Source organism: Agrobacterium sp. 22-214-1 (genome assembly GCF_053522465.1).
Genome location: NZ_JBNWCK010000008.1, coordinates 77,784 through 91,921, shown reverse-complemented (window position 1 = coordinate 91,921; position 14,138 = coordinate 77,784). Strand labels below are relative to the sequence as shown.

Genomic DNA, 14,138 nt, shown 5'->3' with positions numbered 1-14,138 from the left:
CGTTAAGAAAATTCCGCCCCAAAAAACTTCATGCGAAGCATTCAAAACCCGTCATTACCTTTTGATTTAACGCGTTTCCGGCACTCGTGAAAACTCACGATAGCAGCTCATCCTTGCTGCAACCTGACGCCCGGCATCGCGCGATGGGCACGCCTTCTCCCCTACCCCAACCCGGCGAGTCGCGGAACACGCGAACGTCCGATTCCGGGACAATATCCGCCTTCGGCCAGATGAGCGCATTATGCCTTCAAGGTGGAAAAGCGATTCCGTTATCTCCGCCGATGCTGTAGAGACAGGCGGTCCCGACAGCTTCAACGGAAGAATGAGATGCACAGCAAAGTCCCGCCGCAGAACCAGATATTTTCGCAAGACTACGCGGCCTTCCTGTTCGACATGGATGGAACATTGCTCAACTCGATTGCGGTGGTGGAGCGGGTCTGGCGCGAATGGGCCGTGGACAACGGCATTGAGCCGAACGCTTTCCTGCAGCGCATCCATGGCATGCGCGCGTCGGAAGTGGTGCGCCGCGAGGCCGTTCCCGGTCTCGATGTCGCGGAACAGGCGGCGATGCTGCTGCAGAAGGAAATGGACGATGTCGACGGCATCCTCCAGATTCCCGAGGCTGCGGCATTTCTCGAAAAATTGCCGGCCGGCAAATGGGCCATCGTCACCTCCGCCGCCCGCGCGCTCGCCGAGCGCCGGCTGGCCGCCGCAGGCCTCACCCCGCCTCCGGTAATGATCTGCGCCGAGGATGTGGTGAACGGCAAGCCTGATCCGGAAGGATATAAAAAGGCGGCAGAAAAGCTCGGCGTCGCGCCTGAAAACTGTGTCGTCTTCGAGGACGCCCCCGCCGGCATTCAGGCAGGGGAAAGCATGGGCGCAACCGTGGTCGTCATCAACGCCACCCACTCCCATCTCATCGAAACGCCGCATCTTTCCATAGGCGGCTATGGTGAGCTGGATGTTGTCATCGGTGAGAATGGCGCTCTGAGGCTCGCGGGCAATAGAGGCTGAAGAAGGCTGCTTGCGTTTAAGGCCTCGGCACTATTTTCAACCTTACAGCGGGTAAGTCAGTCGCTTCAGACTGTCCGGCGCAACCTTTTCCCGTCATTCCGGCCTTGAGCCGGAATCCAGCCGACGCGGCTCGCGCGCGACGAGAAGAGTCCTTTTAGCCCAAGGACTTGGGCTGGCTGGATTCCGGCTCACGGCCGGAGTGACGGGAGTGGTAAAAGCCCCGGAATAAGACAACACCCGGCCTGCTGAACCGCCTCAAACTCCTCCCACACACTTTTCCACCAGCGGCCAATTGACAGCACCGCATAAATGCGTCCTAATAAAATTGGTAAGACCATCTTACCGCTTGCGCGATCGGGGGAGACTTTCGCGCTGGGAGGATATCATGTTTGTGGCTCTGGAGCCGCGCCGCCTTTACCGGCTGGTCGCGGAACAAATTCGTTTGCTCATCGAAAGCGGGGAACTGACCGAAGGCCAGCGCCTGCCGGCGGAACGGGATCTTGCCGAACGCTTCGGCGTATCGCGGCCGACCGTCCGCGAAGCGCTTATCGTTCTGGAAGTGGAAGGCCATATCCATATCCGCATGGGTTCGGGCGTCTATGTCAGCGCAGCCGGCAAGCAGGCCAAGGAAAAGCCGCCGGTGCCGGATGCGCATGGGCCATTCGAAATCCTGCAGGCGCGCTGCATCATCGAAAGCGCGATTGCGGAGGAAGCCGCACGGCTTGCCACGCCGGAATGCATCGCCAAGCTCGATGATATCATCGAACGCATGGCCGGCGCGCTCAACAGCTCGCCACAGGCGCTCAATTTCGACCGGGCCTTCCACACCGCGATTGCCGATATCATCGGTAATTCGGCGCTGAACCGCTTTACCGGCCTGATCTATGACGAGCGCAGCCTGTCACCCTTTTTCGAAAAGCTCGCCAGCTATTTCGAGGGTCCGCATACATGGAACCTTGCCGTTCAGGAACACCGCGCAATCCGTGACGCCATTGCTGCCAACGACCCGGAAGGTGCGCGTGAGGCGATGCGGCAGCATCTGACGCTGTCGCAAAAGAGATTTTCCGAAAGTTTCGGGGAGGAAACGATCGGAGAAGAGTGACCGCGCCGCAACCGGCGACGGGAAAAATGAGAAATCTGGCTTTAATTCGGGAGGAGTTAAGAATGAAAATCAGATTGTCGACTTTGATGGGCGCAACAGCCGCCATCCTGCTTTCCGCCATGGCGGCACAGGCGCAGACCACGCTGAAATGGGCGCATGTTTACGAGACCTCCGAACCTTTCCACACGGATTCGGTCTGGGCCGCGGAAGAAATCGCCAAGCGCACCGACGGCCGTTACAAGGTGGATGTTTTCCCCGCCTCGCAGCTCGGCAAGGAAGCCGATATCAATCAGGGCCTGAAGATCGGCACCGTCGATATCATCATTTCCGGTTCGAGCTTTGCCGCGCGTGACTTCAAGCCGATCGGCGTCACCTATTTCCCTTACATCTTCCGCGATCCGAGCCATCTGATCGCCTATACCAAGAGCGATATCTTCAAGCGTCTCGCCAAGGGTTACGAAGACAAGACCGGCAACCACATCGCCGCCGTCAGCTACTACGGCACGCGTCACACCACGTCGAACAAGCCGATTGCCGCCTGCGCCGACATGACGGGGCTGAAGATGCGCGTTCCTGACGTTCCGGCCTATCTGGCCATGCCGCGCGCCTGCGGCGCCAACACGACCCCGATTGCCTTTGCGGAAGTCTATCTGGCGCTCCAGAACGGCACGGTCGACGCCCAGGAAAACCCGCTGACCACCATCGAGGCGAAGAAGTTCTTCGAAGTGCAGAAGAACATCGTCCTGACCGGCCATATCGTCGACCACCTCAACACGGTGATCTCGAAGAACCTTTGGTCGCAGCTCTCCGATGAAGACAAGAAAATCTTCACCGAAGTCATGCAGCAGGCCGCCGAGCGCACCACCAAGACCATCGAAAGCCGCGAAAAGAGCCTCGTCGAAGACTTCAAGAAGCGCGGTCTCACCGTCGCCGAGGTCGACAAGGCCGACTTCGAGAAGAACGTCCTCGAGAAAGTGAAGTTCGAGGACTTCGGTTACGACAAGGCCGACTGGGAAGCCATTCGCGCCGTCAAGTGAGCCAAGATCCGGTGCGGCCCCGTTGCCGCACCGCCCTTTCTCTCCAGACGGGATATCTCAATGTCGCAGGAAATTCATACTCAGGTCACGCCTGAGGAACTCGCCCATACGTTCGACGAGGCGCCGCCGGAGGTCGATCTCAAGGTCTATTCATTCGAAGACTGGGTCACGCTCGGCCTCTTCTGGCTGATGACGGGCTGCGTGTTCCTTCAGTTCTTCACCCGCTACGTGCTCAACGACAGCTACGCCTGGACGGAAGAAATCGCCGTCAACTGCCTGATCGGCGTCGTCTTTTTAGGCTCGGTCATGTGCGTGCGCATGTCGCGCCACATCCAGGTGGATGTACTTTATCACTATGTCCCGCCGCAGGTGGCCCGTATCATGTCGATCCTTGTCGATGTGCTGCGTATCCTGTTCTTCGCCTACACCTCTTGGCTGATGTGGCGGTATATGGAAATCGTCGCGGATGAGGAGATGGTCACTGTCGCCCTTCCCCGCAGCATCGTTTTCTATACGGTTCTGGCCGCTTTCGTTCTGATGTTCTTCCGCTCGGTGCAGGTCTTCATCGCCAATATGCAGCGCGGTTACTCCGTTCTGGAACGGCCCGAAGAATTCCAGAGCGCGGGGGATTGACCACATGCTGCTTCTTATCGGCTCCTTTCTTCTGCTGATGCTGATCGGCCTGCCCGTCGCCATTTCCATGGCCTCGGCCTCGCTGCTCTATATCGTCTTCTACAATGTCGCGCCTGATATCATCGCGGCGCAGCGCCTGATCGCCGGTGTGGAAAGCTTTCCGCTTCTGGCCGTTCCCTTCTTCATTCTCGCCGGCAACCTGATGAATACGGCGGGTGTGACGGGACGCATCTATTCCTTTGCCGTCGCGCTGGTCGGCTGGATGAAGGGTGGTCTCGCACAGGTCAACATCATCGGCTCGGTGATCTTTTCCGGCATGTCCGGCACCGCACTTGCCGATGCGGCTGGTATCGGCACCATCGAAATCAAGGCCATGAAGGATCACGGCTATCCGGTCGAGGCGGCCGTCGGCGTCACCGCCGCCTCCGCGACGCTCGGGCCGATCTTCCCGCCGTCGCTGCCCTTCGTCATCTACGGCATGATGGCGAATGTCTCCATCGGCGCGCTGTTCATGGCCGGCATCGTGCCCGGCGTCGTGATGACGCTTCTGATGATGATCACGGTTGCGGTCTTCGCCTATATCAAGGGCTGGGGCTCCGATACGCCCTTCAGCCTCAGAACCATCTTCGGCGCATCGATCGAAGTCTTCGTGGTGATGATGGTGCCGCTCGGCATCTATATCCTCACGGCGTTCGGCCTGTCGCTCAATCTGTCGATCCTGATCGTGCTGGTGATATTGCTCGCCTGCGACTGGTATTTCGACTTCTCCGCCGTGATGGCGCTGATGACGCCTGTCATCCTGATCGGCGGCATGACCATGGGCTGGTTCACACCGACGGAGGCGGCTGTCGCGGCCGTGTTGTGGTCGCTGTTCCTCGGGCTCGTCCGTTACCGGACGATGACCTTCAAGACGCTGGCGAAATCGACCTTCGATACGATTGAGACGACCGCTTCGGTTCTCTTCATCGTCGCGGCGGCATCGGTCTTCGCATGGCTTCTGACGGTGAGCCAGGCGGCGCAGCTTCTGTCGGCGGCGATCCTGACGATCACGGACAGCAAGTGGATTTTCCTCGTGCTGGTCAACCTCCTGATGCTGTTCGTCGGCTGCTTCCTCGATACGATCGCGGCGATCACCATCCTCGTGCCGATCCTGCTGCCGCTGGTGCTGCAGTTCAATATCGATCCGGTGCATTTCGGCCTCATCATCACGCTCAACCTGATGATAGGGCTGCTGCATCCGCCGCTCGGCATGGTGCTGTTCGTGCTCTCGCGCGTGGCGAAACTCTCCGTCGAACGCACGACGATGGCCATTCTGCCCTGGCTGGTGCCGTTGTTCGTGGCGCTGCTGCTGATCACCTTCGTTCCGGCCATCACGCTGTGGCTGCCGACCGAAATGGGCCTGATCCGCTGATGCAAACACCATCGCCCGCGCGGTTCCCCGCGCGGGCTTCTTCATCCCATACACATATGAGGGCATCGTCATGCAGACACGCGTGGCACGTCTATACGGCCAGAAGGACATTCGCGTCGAAACGCAGGACCTTCCCGCACCGGGACCCGGCGAAGTGCTGCTCGCCATGGCAGCGGGCGGCATCTGCGGCTCCGATCTGCATTATTATCAGGATGGCGGCTTCGGCCCCGTTCGTGTGCGAGAGCCGATCATCTGCGGACATGAGGCATCCGGCCATGTGCGGGCGCTGGGAGAAGGCGTCAGCGGCCTTGCCGTCGGCCAGCTCGTTGCCGTCAATCCGTCCCAGCCCTGCGGCCATTGCCATTTCTGCCTGAAGGGCCAGCCGATCCATTGCCTTGAAATGCGCTTCATGGGCAGCGCCATGCGCCTGCCGCATGAACAGGGTATGTTCCGCGACCGGCTGGTGGTTCCCGCCAAACAATGCGCGACATTTTCAGAGGATACCTCACCCGCCGAAGCCGCCTGTACCGAGCCGCTCGCCGTCTGCCTGCACGCTGTGGCCCAGGCCGGCGACCTGAAAGGGGCAAACATACTCGTGACGGGCGCTGGCCCCATCGGCCTACTGACCATCGCCGCCGCCCGCCATGCCGGTGCGGCCACCATTGTCGCCACCGACCTCACCGATGCGGCGCTGGAACGCGCTCCCGCCATGGGTGCCGACCGCACTATCAATGTCGCGAAAGACGCCGAGGCGCTTTTGCCCTATCAGGACAATAAGGGTTACTTCGACGTCATTTTCGATTGCTCCGCAGCCGGTCCAGCGCTTCGCACCGCCTTTGCCTGCGTCCGCCCGCGCGGCACCATCGTGCAGGTCGGCGTCACCGGTGACATCACCATTCCGCTCAACGCGCTGGTGGGCAAGGAAATTCTCTGGCGCGGCTCGCAACGCTTTCATGACGAATTCGCCATCGCTGCCGGGCTGATCTCCACCCGCAAGATCGATGTGCGACCGATCATTTCCCACAGCTTCCCGCTCGGCGAGGCGACAGCGGCATTCGAACAGGCCGGAGACCGCTCCGCCGCCTGCAAGGTGCAACTGACATTTTCCGCAGACTGATATTTGAGGATTTAAGATGAGACATACATGGCGCTGGTTCGGCCCGGTCGACAAGGTCACGGTTCAGGATGCGGCTCAGGCGGGCGCGGAAGGCATCGTCAGCGCGCTGCACCACATCGCCACCGGCGATGTCTGGCCGTTGGATGAAATCACCAAACGGCATGAGGCGATCAAGGCCGGCGGGCTTTATTGGGACGTGGTGGAAAGCGTGCCGGTCTCCGAAGATATCAAGACCCAGACCGGTGACTGGAAAACCCACATAACCAACTGGCAGGAAACGCTGCGCCGCCTCTCCGCCTCCGGCATCCGCACCGTCTGCTATAATTTCATGCCCGTGCTGGACTGGACCCGCACCGACCTGCGCTGGGAAACCAGACACGGCGCAAAGGCGATGCGCTTCGACCTTACCGATTTCGCCGCCTTCGACATCCACATCCTGAAACGCCCCGGGGCAAAGGCCGATTATCCGGACTGGCTGGCGGAGGAGGCGGCAAAACGTTTCGCCGACATGCCGGACACGAAAATCGCCGCCCTCGGGCGCAATATCGGCGCGGGCCTGCCCGGTTCGGCGGATGGTTATACACTTGCCCAGCTTCTGGAAAAGCTGCGGTCCTATCACGGCATCAACCGCGAAAGGCTGCAACAGAACCTCATCGACTTCCTCTGCGAGGTGACGCCGGTTGCCGAAGAGGTGGGTATCAACATCTGCGCCCATGGCGACGATCCGCCATGGCCGCTGCTCGGCCTGCCGCGTATTCTCTCCACCGAAGCCGACTACGCCCATATGCTCTCAAACGTCGATAGCCGCGCCAATGGCGTGACGCTCTGCACCGGTTCGCTGGGCGCGCGGGCGGACAATGACCTGCCCTTCATCGCCAGCCGTTTTGCAGATCGCATTCATTTCGTACATCTGCGCAATGTGACGCGCGACACCGACACCGTGCCCTGCTCTTTCTTCGAGGACGAGCATCTGGAAGGCGGAACCGACATGGTCGCCGTCATCGCCGCACTCCTCACCGAAGAGGCGCGCCGCCGGGCCGAGGGCCGTGAAGACCACACCATTCCGATGCGGCCCGATCACGGCCAGGAAATCCTCGACGACCTGACGCGCGGCGCACAACCCGGTTATCCCGCCATCGGCCGGCTGAAGGGGTTGGCTGAGCTGCGTGGCATCGAACGCACGTTATCGCACAGCCGTTTCGGGCTGGCGGGTGGGACGCGCTGAACAATGTTCCCGGCTGCGGGCGTTCCGTCAGCCTGCAGCCAGCCTCGCCCTGAACAGCAGGTAGGAAAAGGTCGTAAGCCCGCCGGCGACGACGCCGGCGGCTTTCACGGCGGCGTCCATCAGATGCGGATGGCGGGTGGGCGACAGGAATTGCAGCGCCTCGATGCCGAAAGCCGCCGCAATGCCTGCCACGATGATCGCCAGCCAGTAACGCGGATAGGCGAGCACGAAGGCGGCCGAGCAAAAGGCGAAGGCCGCGGCGCGGTCCAGGCCCACCGTCGTCAGCGTGTGCGGACGAAAGCCGATAGGGCAAACTGTAACGATCACGATCAGCAGAAAAACCGACCAGGCGACATATTTCGGGAGTCTATTTGTCATCATGGCGTCACAATAGAGCGCCGTGCGCGTAAACGGAAGCGGGTCTTTTTCACGCCTCGCCCAATTAATCACACTTTTCGGTCAGATAGTTGAAAAACCGGCTTTCGCTCAGGCCCCACACGGGCTAAGGCAGAAGGCAACCGGGCGAGGATCGCGGCTGATGGCTTTTGCGCTGTCGCCTTTCGGTGCAACGTCACGGTGTCGGGTGGATTTTCCACACAGGATCAGATTTTCAGGGAAGAGCACAATGAGTTTCAAGCCGCACGGCAAACATCTGGTTGCAGGAGAATGGGTTGCAACGGAAGCAAAATTCCGCAGCGAGCCTGCACATGGCGAAGCTTTCGATTTTTCGGTCGGCACCGTCGATCTGGTAAATGCAGCCTGTGAAGCAGCTGAAGAAGCCTTCTGGAGCTACGGTTACACCACCCGCGAAGAGCGCGCCGCTTTCCTCGACACCATCGCCGATGAGATCGAAGCCCGCGCCGACGCCATCACCGAAATCGGCTCGTCCGAAACCGGCCTGCCCGCAGGACGCCTGCAGGGCGAACGCGGCCGCACCGTTGGCCAGCTGCGCCTTTTCGCCTCGCATATCCGCAAGGGCGACTATCTCGACCGCCGCCATGACGAGGCGCTGCCGGACCGCCAGCCGCTGCCGCGCCCGGATATCCGGCTGATGCAGCGTCCGATCGGCCCCGTCGCGGTCTTCGGCGCCTCCAACTTCCCGCTCGCCTTCTCCACGGCCGGCGGTGATACCGCTGCCGCTCTGGCAGCCGGCTGCCCGGTCGTCGTCAAAGGCCACTCCGCCCATCCCGGCACCGGCGAAATCGTTGCCGAAGCCGTTCTCGCCGCCGTCAAGAAGCACAATCTGCATCCCGGCGTCTTCTCGCTGATCCAGGGCGGCCGCCGCGATGTCGGTTCCGCGCTCGTGCAGCATCCGCGCATCAAGGCAGTTGGTTTCACCGGTTCGCTCGCCGGCGGCCGCGCACTGTTCGATCTCTGCGCCCAGCGCCCCGAGCCGATCCCCTTCTTCGGCGAACTGGGGTCAGTCAACCCGATGTTCCTGCTGCCGGAAGCCGTTGCGGCTCGCGGCGAAGCCATTGCCAAGGGCTGGGCCGGTTCGCTCACCATGGGTGCTGGCCAGTTCTGCACCAACCCCGGCATCGCCGTCATCCTCTCCGAGCAGGCGGATGCGGTTGCTGAAACCGCACGTGCGGCCCTTTCGGAAGTCGGTCCGCAGGTCATGCTGACTGACGGCATCGCCGCTGCCTATCGCGACGGCCGCGACCGTATCGCCGCCGGCAATGGCGTGCGCGACGTTCTGACCACCACCTGCAACTTGCGCAATGCAACGCCTTATCTGTTCCGGGTTTCGGGCAAGGACTGGGTTGCCAACCACGCGCTTGCCGAAGAAGTCTTCGGACCGCTTGGCCTGATCGTGACTGTTGATAGCACCGAGGAAATGCTGGAAGTTGCCAAGAGCTTCGAAGGCCAGCTGACGGCAACCATGCATCTCGATGCCGGCGATGCCGAGCTTGGCCGCAAGCTGCTGCCGATCCTTGAGCGCAAGGCTGGCCGCGTTCTCGCCAATGGTTTCCCGACCGGCGTGGAAGTCTCCGAAGCCATGGTGCATGGCGGCCCTTACCCGGCATCGACGAACTTCGGCGCAACCTCTGTTGGCACCATGTCGATCCGCCGCTTCATGCGTCCGGTTTCCTACCAGAACATCCCTTCGGATGTTCTGCCTGACGATATCCGCTAAAACTGATCGGGGCAGGCGTAGCGCTGCGTCTGCCCTTTTTATTCGGCTTTACCGCCCTTCGGGAAATACGGCCTGACGCTGAAGCGTCGCCAGCCTCCCCTTCTCCCACCTCACGGCCCCCATCCAGATTTTTCCGCGCCAGTACGTCGGCATCGGTTGACATCGCCCCCGCACGTAATGCTAATACGCAATCTCGTAACGTAATAACATTACAATCATCCTTCAGAACCGATACCGGTTCGTATCCGCACGGGGATGATAACGTCTGGAAGGAACACCATGAGATTTTCCCTTCAACAGCACCTTGGCATGAGCGCGCTTGCAACATGCCTTGCCCTCGCCATCCCCCTTGCCCCAGGCATGGCGCTGGCCGAAGAAAGCGGCGACAGCGTCAAGGAATGGCGGCTGTTCGTCGCCGATCACAGCCAGCCGGTGGTGCGCGCAATTGATTTCGAAACCGGCAAGGAACTCGGACGCTACGATCTCAAGGGCTATGCGGCGCTGACCGCCAGCGCCTCCGGCAAGACGGTCTTCGCGACGCAATCGGATGCCGACATGGTGCATGTGATCAAGACCGGCATCGTTTTCTCCGATCATGGCGAACATCGCGATCTGGATGTGGAAGATGCAGCGCTTTTGCCCGTCACCTTCGAAGGCAAGCGCCCTTTCCACGTCGTGCCGCATGACGATCATGCCATTCTTTTTTATGACCGTGGCGGCAAGGCTGAGATCATCGATGAAGCAGCCCTGCTGGACGGCAAGGCCAAGGTCCGCATCGTCGATACAACTGCCCCGCATCACGGCGTGGCGGTGACGATGGGGCGTTACGTTCTGGTTTCCGTACCGAATACCGAGATCGAAACGAAACCCGATACGCTGCCGCCACGCACCGGGCTGCGTGTTCTCGACAGGGAGGGCAAGCAGGTCGGCGAACAGGCGGCATGCACCGATCTGCATGGCGAGGCGACATCCGCGCGGCTTGTCGCTTTTGGCTGCAAGGAAGGCATTCTCGTTGCCCGCCCCGGCGACACGGATGGCCCGAAGCTGGAAATGCTGACCTATCCGGAAGATTTCCCGAAAGCCTATACCGGCACGCTGCTTGGCGGCAAATCCATGCAGTTTTTCCTCGGCAATTACGGTGAGGACAAGGTTGTCCTGATCGATCCGGATAGCAAGGACGCCTTCCGTCTGGTGGAACTGCCGACCCGGCGCGTCGATTTCATTCTCGATCCCGCCAATCCGCGCAACGCCTATATTCTGACGGAAGACGGCGACCTGCATGTGCTTGACGTGCTGGAAGGCGCCATCACCCGCAAGGCGAAGGTGACCGAGCCCTACAGCAAGGACGGCCATTGGCGCGATCCGCGTCCGCGCCTCGCCGTTGCCGATGGGCAGGTCGCGATCTCCGATCCGCGCCATTCGCTGATCCGCGTGGTGGACGCAGAAAGCCTGAAGGAAACCCGCACGGTTGCGGTGGAAGGCCAGCCGTTCTCCATCGTCGCCGTCGGCGGTTCCGGCGCTTCGCACTGATCCCGAATAAAGAAAACCCCGTGCGCCGACTGGTGCACGGGGTTCTTCAATTTCAAAGACCCTATCCTCAAGCGGACTGGATCGCCTCGATCTTGTCGATGCCGCCGACGATGCCGGCAAAATCCTGCCAGACGCCCTGAGCCCCCTTGCGCCATTCATCCAGCGCTTCTGGCTGCAACACCTTGCCGCCCTTGGAGAGCGCGAGCTCAACAGACTTCGTTTCGTCTTCGACGATCAGCTGGTTGAAATATTGTGCGCCCTCGCTGGAAGCTTCCGAAAGAACCTTCTTTTCTTCGTCGTCCAGCTGGTTCCAGAAGGTCGCCCCGTAATAGACGACGCCCGAGGCCCATATATGGCCGGTCTCGGTCATATAGGGCACGACCTCGTAAAGCTTGAAGCCGGCATAGGCGGACTTGGTCAGGTCCATGGCGTCGGCCACGCCGGTCGCCAGCGCATTATAAGTCTCTGTGATCGGAATACCGACCGGCGTGGTGCCGAAGGCGCTCCAGAGCTTGGTGTGCAGCGGGCTCTGGATAACGCGGATCTTCTTGCCCTCCAGCTCAGCCGGCTTGGTCACCGGTTCCTTGGTCAGAAGATGACGTGCGCCGTAATTGATGAAATCGGCGGCGACGAATTGCTGCGCACCGAGTTTCGTCTTCAGCTCGTTGCCCGTCTCGCCCGTCACCACCTTGCGCACATGCTCGGCATCGCGAAACAGAAAGGGCAGATCGAGGATCTGCAATTCCGGCACCCAGCCGGAAAGCGAGGAGACGGTGGAAAGGCTCGCCTGAACCGATCCCAGACGGATATTTTCCGCCACTTCCTTTTCGCCGCCTAGCGCGCCGCTCTTGACGATGTTGAAGCGGAAGCGGCCGGGCAGCTTCGCCTCCACCAGCTCGCTGATCTTCACCCAGATTTTCGTCTCCGGCTTGTCGTCGGCGAAAAGCGACGCGACGGTGAGGCTGCGGGTTCTGGCATGTGCCGTCCGCACAAAGGCGGGTGCGGCAAGCGTTACCGCGCCAATGGCGGAGAGTTTCAGAAGATTGCGGCGATCGATAATAGTCATGAATAAAACCCCGGATTTAGAAGAAAATGGCCCAGGCGCACAGAATGGCGAGGGAAACGAGAAGAGAGACGAGATAGGGAACGACGGCCCGGAAAAGCGCGGTCGCCGGAATGCGGGTAACGCCGCTGACCACGAAGATCAGCATGCCGAGCGGCGGCGTCAGGCCATGGATCATCAGATTGACCACGAGGATGACGCCGAAATGGATCGGATCGATCCCAGCCGCCACGGCGGCGGGCAGCAGGATCGGCCCGAACAGCAGGATGGCCGCGCCGATATCCAGCACCAGTCCCACCACGAGCAGGATGAGGTTGGAGAGCAGCAACACAGCGATCTTGCTGCCGCCGAGCAAAGTTACGAAGTCGGTGACGAGGCCCGAGACATTGTCGACCGCCAGGAGAAAGGCGAAAGGCCCCGCCGTGCCGATCAGAAGACCAATGGCCGCCGCCTCACCAGCCGATTGCCGGAAGGTCGCGAAAATGCGGCCTGCCCCCAGCCGGTAACCGAAACCGAGAAACAGCGTGTAGAGGGCGGCAAGAGCCGCAGCTTCAGTGGTGGTGACAACGCCGATGCGGATGCCGACCACCACGATGACGCCAAGCCCGAAGGCAGGTATCGCAGCAATAGCCGAACGCCAGCGTTCGCTGCCTGTGGCGCGCGGCAAGGTATCGACGCTGCGCACGCTGAGATGGATCGCCACCGCAAGGCAGATTGCCATAAGCCCACCCGCGAAGAAGCCGCCGACCAGCAACGAGCCCACCGACAGGTTGGTGGCCGTGGCGAGGATGAGAAAGGCGATGGAAGGCGGAATGACATTGTCCAGCACCGAGGTAGCGGCAATGATCGCGCCTGCCTGCGCCGGCGGATAGCCATGTTTCACCAGTTCCGGCTGGAAGGTGGAGGCGCCGAAGGCGGCATTGGCGACCGATGAACCGGACGCGCCGGAAAACAGCACGCTGGTCAACAGCGTCGTCTGCGCCAGACCTGCCCGCCGGTGCCCGACCATGGAGGCGGCGAAACGGACCAACTGGTTGGCGACGCCCGATTCCGTCAGCAGGCTTCCGGCCAGCAGGAAGAAGGGAATGGCAAGCAGCAGGAATTTCGACATGCCTGTCACCGTCGAGGAAACGATGGCCGGTTCCGGCAAAGTGCTGCCGAAGGCAATCGCCACATAGGCGGCGGCAAGGAAAGCATGGGCAAGCGGCGCGGCGAGCACCAGCCCCACGGCGGCCGTCAATGCCAGAAACAGGCTCGGCGGCAGGTTCGTATCGACGAAAATTTCCGGCAGGCCGACATAGGCCACAATGGCGATGGTGAGAGATGCGAGAACGGCAAGCGCCTTGCCTTCACTGACGCGCTGAAGGGCCAGATAAAGAAGGATAAGCGCGCCGCCTGCGCCGAGAAAGCCGAAACGCACCCATTCCGGCAGGCCGAGTGTGGGCGAGGTGCCGCCCAGCATCGCCGCGATCTCCACTCCGCCGAAAGCGAGGATAAGCGCTGCGACGAAAGAGAAGGCATCGGCCAGAATTTCGGTCGCCGCGTGAAATCGTTGCGGGAGGAACCGCACGAAGACATCGAGCCGCATGGCGAGCGCGCTTTTGAGACTGAGCGGCGCACCGACAGCGATCATGGCCACATGCAGCCAGATGCCGAGGTCTTCCGCGCCGATGAAGCCTGTGTGAAACAGATAACGCAGCGTGACATTGACCAGCACCACCACGAGCAGCGCCGCAAGGATTGCTGCCGCGACCGCGCCGAGCACCGTGTCCAGAACGGCGAGCACCCGCTCGGCCACGCGTTGCGGGCCGATGCGTCTTTGTGCGATTGTCGTTGCCGGACTTGCCGTCATGTCTTTCTTCTCCACTC

General features: G+C 61.1%; 12 protein-coding genes. 9 read left to right on the top strand and 3 right to left on the bottom strand.

Annotation, left to right across the window (positions count from 1 at the left end; translation table 11 throughout):
• Positions 1 to 327: 327 nt before the first annotated feature.
• From ACQZ5G_RS22220 to uxuA, 7 genes are all read left to right on the top strand, one after another.
• Positions 328 to 1,014, top strand: coding sequence for an HAD family hydrolase (locus ACQZ5G_RS22220; RefSeq protein ID WP_127755856.1), 687 nt, complete (start codon positions 328 to 330; stop codon positions 1,012 to 1,014).
• A 385-nt stretch (positions 1,015 to 1,399) separates the two neighbouring features.
• Positions 1,400 to 2,116: a FadR/GntR family transcriptional regulator gene (locus ACQZ5G_RS22215; RefSeq protein ID WP_448735804.1), complete on the top strand. Its 717-nt coding sequence runs from the start codon at positions 1,400 to 1,402 to the stop codon at positions 2,114 to 2,116.
• A gap of 62 nt (positions 2,117 to 2,178) precedes the next feature.
• On the top strand, positions 2,179 to 3,153 hold the full coding sequence (locus ACQZ5G_RS22210; RefSeq protein WP_448738526.1) for a sialic acid TRAP transporter substrate-binding protein SiaP: 975 nt from the start codon (positions 2,179 to 2,181) through the stop codon (positions 3,151 to 3,153).
• A 60-nt stretch (positions 3,154 to 3,213) separates the two neighbouring features.
• Entirely contained in the window at positions 3,214 to 3,786 is a 573-nt protein-coding gene (locus ACQZ5G_RS22205) for a TRAP transporter small permease (protein WP_448738525.1), read from the top strand.
• A 4-nt stretch (positions 3,787 to 3,790) separates the two neighbouring features.
• Positions 3,791 to 5,197, top strand: coding sequence for a TRAP transporter large permease (locus ACQZ5G_RS22200; protein ID WP_035220793.1), 1,407 nt, complete (start codon positions 3,791 to 3,793; stop codon positions 5,195 to 5,197).
• Positions 5,198 to 5,267: 70 nt separating this feature from the next.
• Complete coding sequence (locus ACQZ5G_RS22195) at positions 5,268 to 6,314, top strand: L-idonate 5-dehydrogenase (protein ID WP_448738524.1); 1,047 nt, start codon at positions 5,268 to 5,270, stop codon at positions 6,312 to 6,314.
• 16 nt (positions 6,315 to 6,330) lie between these two features.
• On the top strand, positions 6,331 to 7,539 hold the full coding sequence (gene uxuA / locus ACQZ5G_RS22190; protein WP_448738523.1) for a mannonate dehydratase: 1,209 nt from the start codon (positions 6,331 to 6,333) through the stop codon (positions 7,537 to 7,539).
• Positions 7,540 to 7,566: 27 nt separating this feature from the next.
• Here the strand turns inward: uxuA and ACQZ5G_RS22185 are convergent, their stop codons facing one another.
• Positions 7,567 to 7,920: an antibiotic resistance protein VanZ gene (locus ACQZ5G_RS22185; RefSeq protein WP_448738522.1), complete on the bottom strand. Its 354-nt coding sequence runs from the start codon at positions 7,918 to 7,920 to the stop codon at positions 7,567 to 7,569.
• Between the two features lie 244 nt (positions 7,921 to 8,164).
• Here ACQZ5G_RS22185 and ACQZ5G_RS22180 point away from each other — a divergent pair, with 244 nt between their 5' ends.
• Both ACQZ5G_RS22180 and aztD read left to right on the top strand, forming a co-directional pair.
• Complete coding sequence (locus ACQZ5G_RS22180) at positions 8,165 to 9,676, top strand: aldehyde dehydrogenase (NADP(+)) (RefSeq protein ID WP_065655639.1); 1,512 nt, start codon at positions 8,165 to 8,167, stop codon at positions 9,674 to 9,676.
• Between the two features lie 279 nt (positions 9,677 to 9,955).
• Positions 9,956 to 11,206, top strand: coding sequence for a zinc metallochaperone AztD (gene aztD / locus ACQZ5G_RS22175; RefSeq protein ID WP_448738521.1), 1,251 nt, complete (start codon positions 9,956 to 9,958; stop codon positions 11,204 to 11,206).
• 67 nt (positions 11,207 to 11,273) lie between these two features.
• Here the strand turns inward: aztD and ACQZ5G_RS22170 are convergent, their stop codons facing one another.
• Positions 11,274 to 12,272, bottom strand: coding sequence for a TRAP transporter substrate-binding protein (locus tag ACQZ5G_RS22170; protein ID WP_448738520.1), 999 nt, complete (start codon positions 12,270 to 12,272; stop codon positions 11,274 to 11,276).
• A gap of 16 nt (positions 12,273 to 12,288) precedes the next feature.
• Entirely contained in the window at positions 12,289 to 14,121 is a 1,833-nt protein-coding gene (locus ACQZ5G_RS22165; RefSeq protein WP_448738519.1) for a TRAP transporter large permease, read from the bottom strand.
• Positions 14,122 to 14,138 lie beyond the last annotated feature (17 nt).

Excerpts from the sequence above, each read along its gene's own strand:
- uxuA (WP_448738523.1), top strand. The coding sequence starts at position 6,331 with ATGAGACATACATGGCGCTGGTTCGGCCCGGTCGACAAGGTCACGGTT.
- aztD (WP_448738521.1), top strand. The coding sequence starts at position 9,956 with ATGAGATTTTCCCTTCAACAGCACCTTGGCATGAGCGCGCTTGCAACA.
- ACQZ5G_RS22220 (WP_127755856.1), top strand. The coding sequence starts at position 328 with ATGCACAGCAAAGTCCCGCCGCAGAACCAGATATTTTCGCAAGACTAC.
- ACQZ5G_RS22205 (WP_448738525.1), top strand. The coding sequence starts at position 3,214 with ATGTCGCAGGAAATTCATACTCAGGTCACGCCTGAGGAACTCGCCCAT.
- ACQZ5G_RS22165 (WP_448738519.1), bottom strand. The coding sequence starts at position 14,121 with ATGACGGCAAGTCCGGCAACGACAATCGCACAAAGACGCATCGGCCCG.
- ACQZ5G_RS22180 (WP_065655639.1), top strand. The coding sequence starts at position 8,165 with ATGAGTTTCAAGCCGCACGGCAAACATCTGGTTGCAGGAGAATGGGTT.
- ACQZ5G_RS22215 (WP_448735804.1), top strand. The coding sequence starts at position 1,400 with ATGTTTGTGGCTCTGGAGCCGCGCCGCCTTTACCGGCTGGTCGCGGAA.
- ACQZ5G_RS22210 (WP_448738526.1), top strand. The coding sequence starts at position 2,179 with ATGAAAATCAGATTGTCGACTTTGATGGGCGCAACAGCCGCCATCCTG.
- ACQZ5G_RS22195 (WP_448738524.1), top strand. The coding sequence starts at position 5,268 with ATGCAGACACGCGTGGCACGTCTATACGGCCAGAAGGACATTCGCGTC.
- ACQZ5G_RS22200 (WP_035220793.1), top strand. The coding sequence starts at position 3,791 with ATGCTGCTTCTTATCGGCTCCTTTCTTCTGCTGATGCTGATCGGCCTG.
- ACQZ5G_RS22170 (WP_448738520.1), bottom strand. The coding sequence starts at position 12,272 with ATGACTATTATCGATCGCCGCAATCTTCTGAAACTCTCCGCCATTGGC.
- ACQZ5G_RS22185 (WP_448738522.1), bottom strand. The coding sequence starts at position 7,920 with ATGATGACAAATAGACTCCCGAAATATGTCGCCTGGTCGGTTTTTCTG.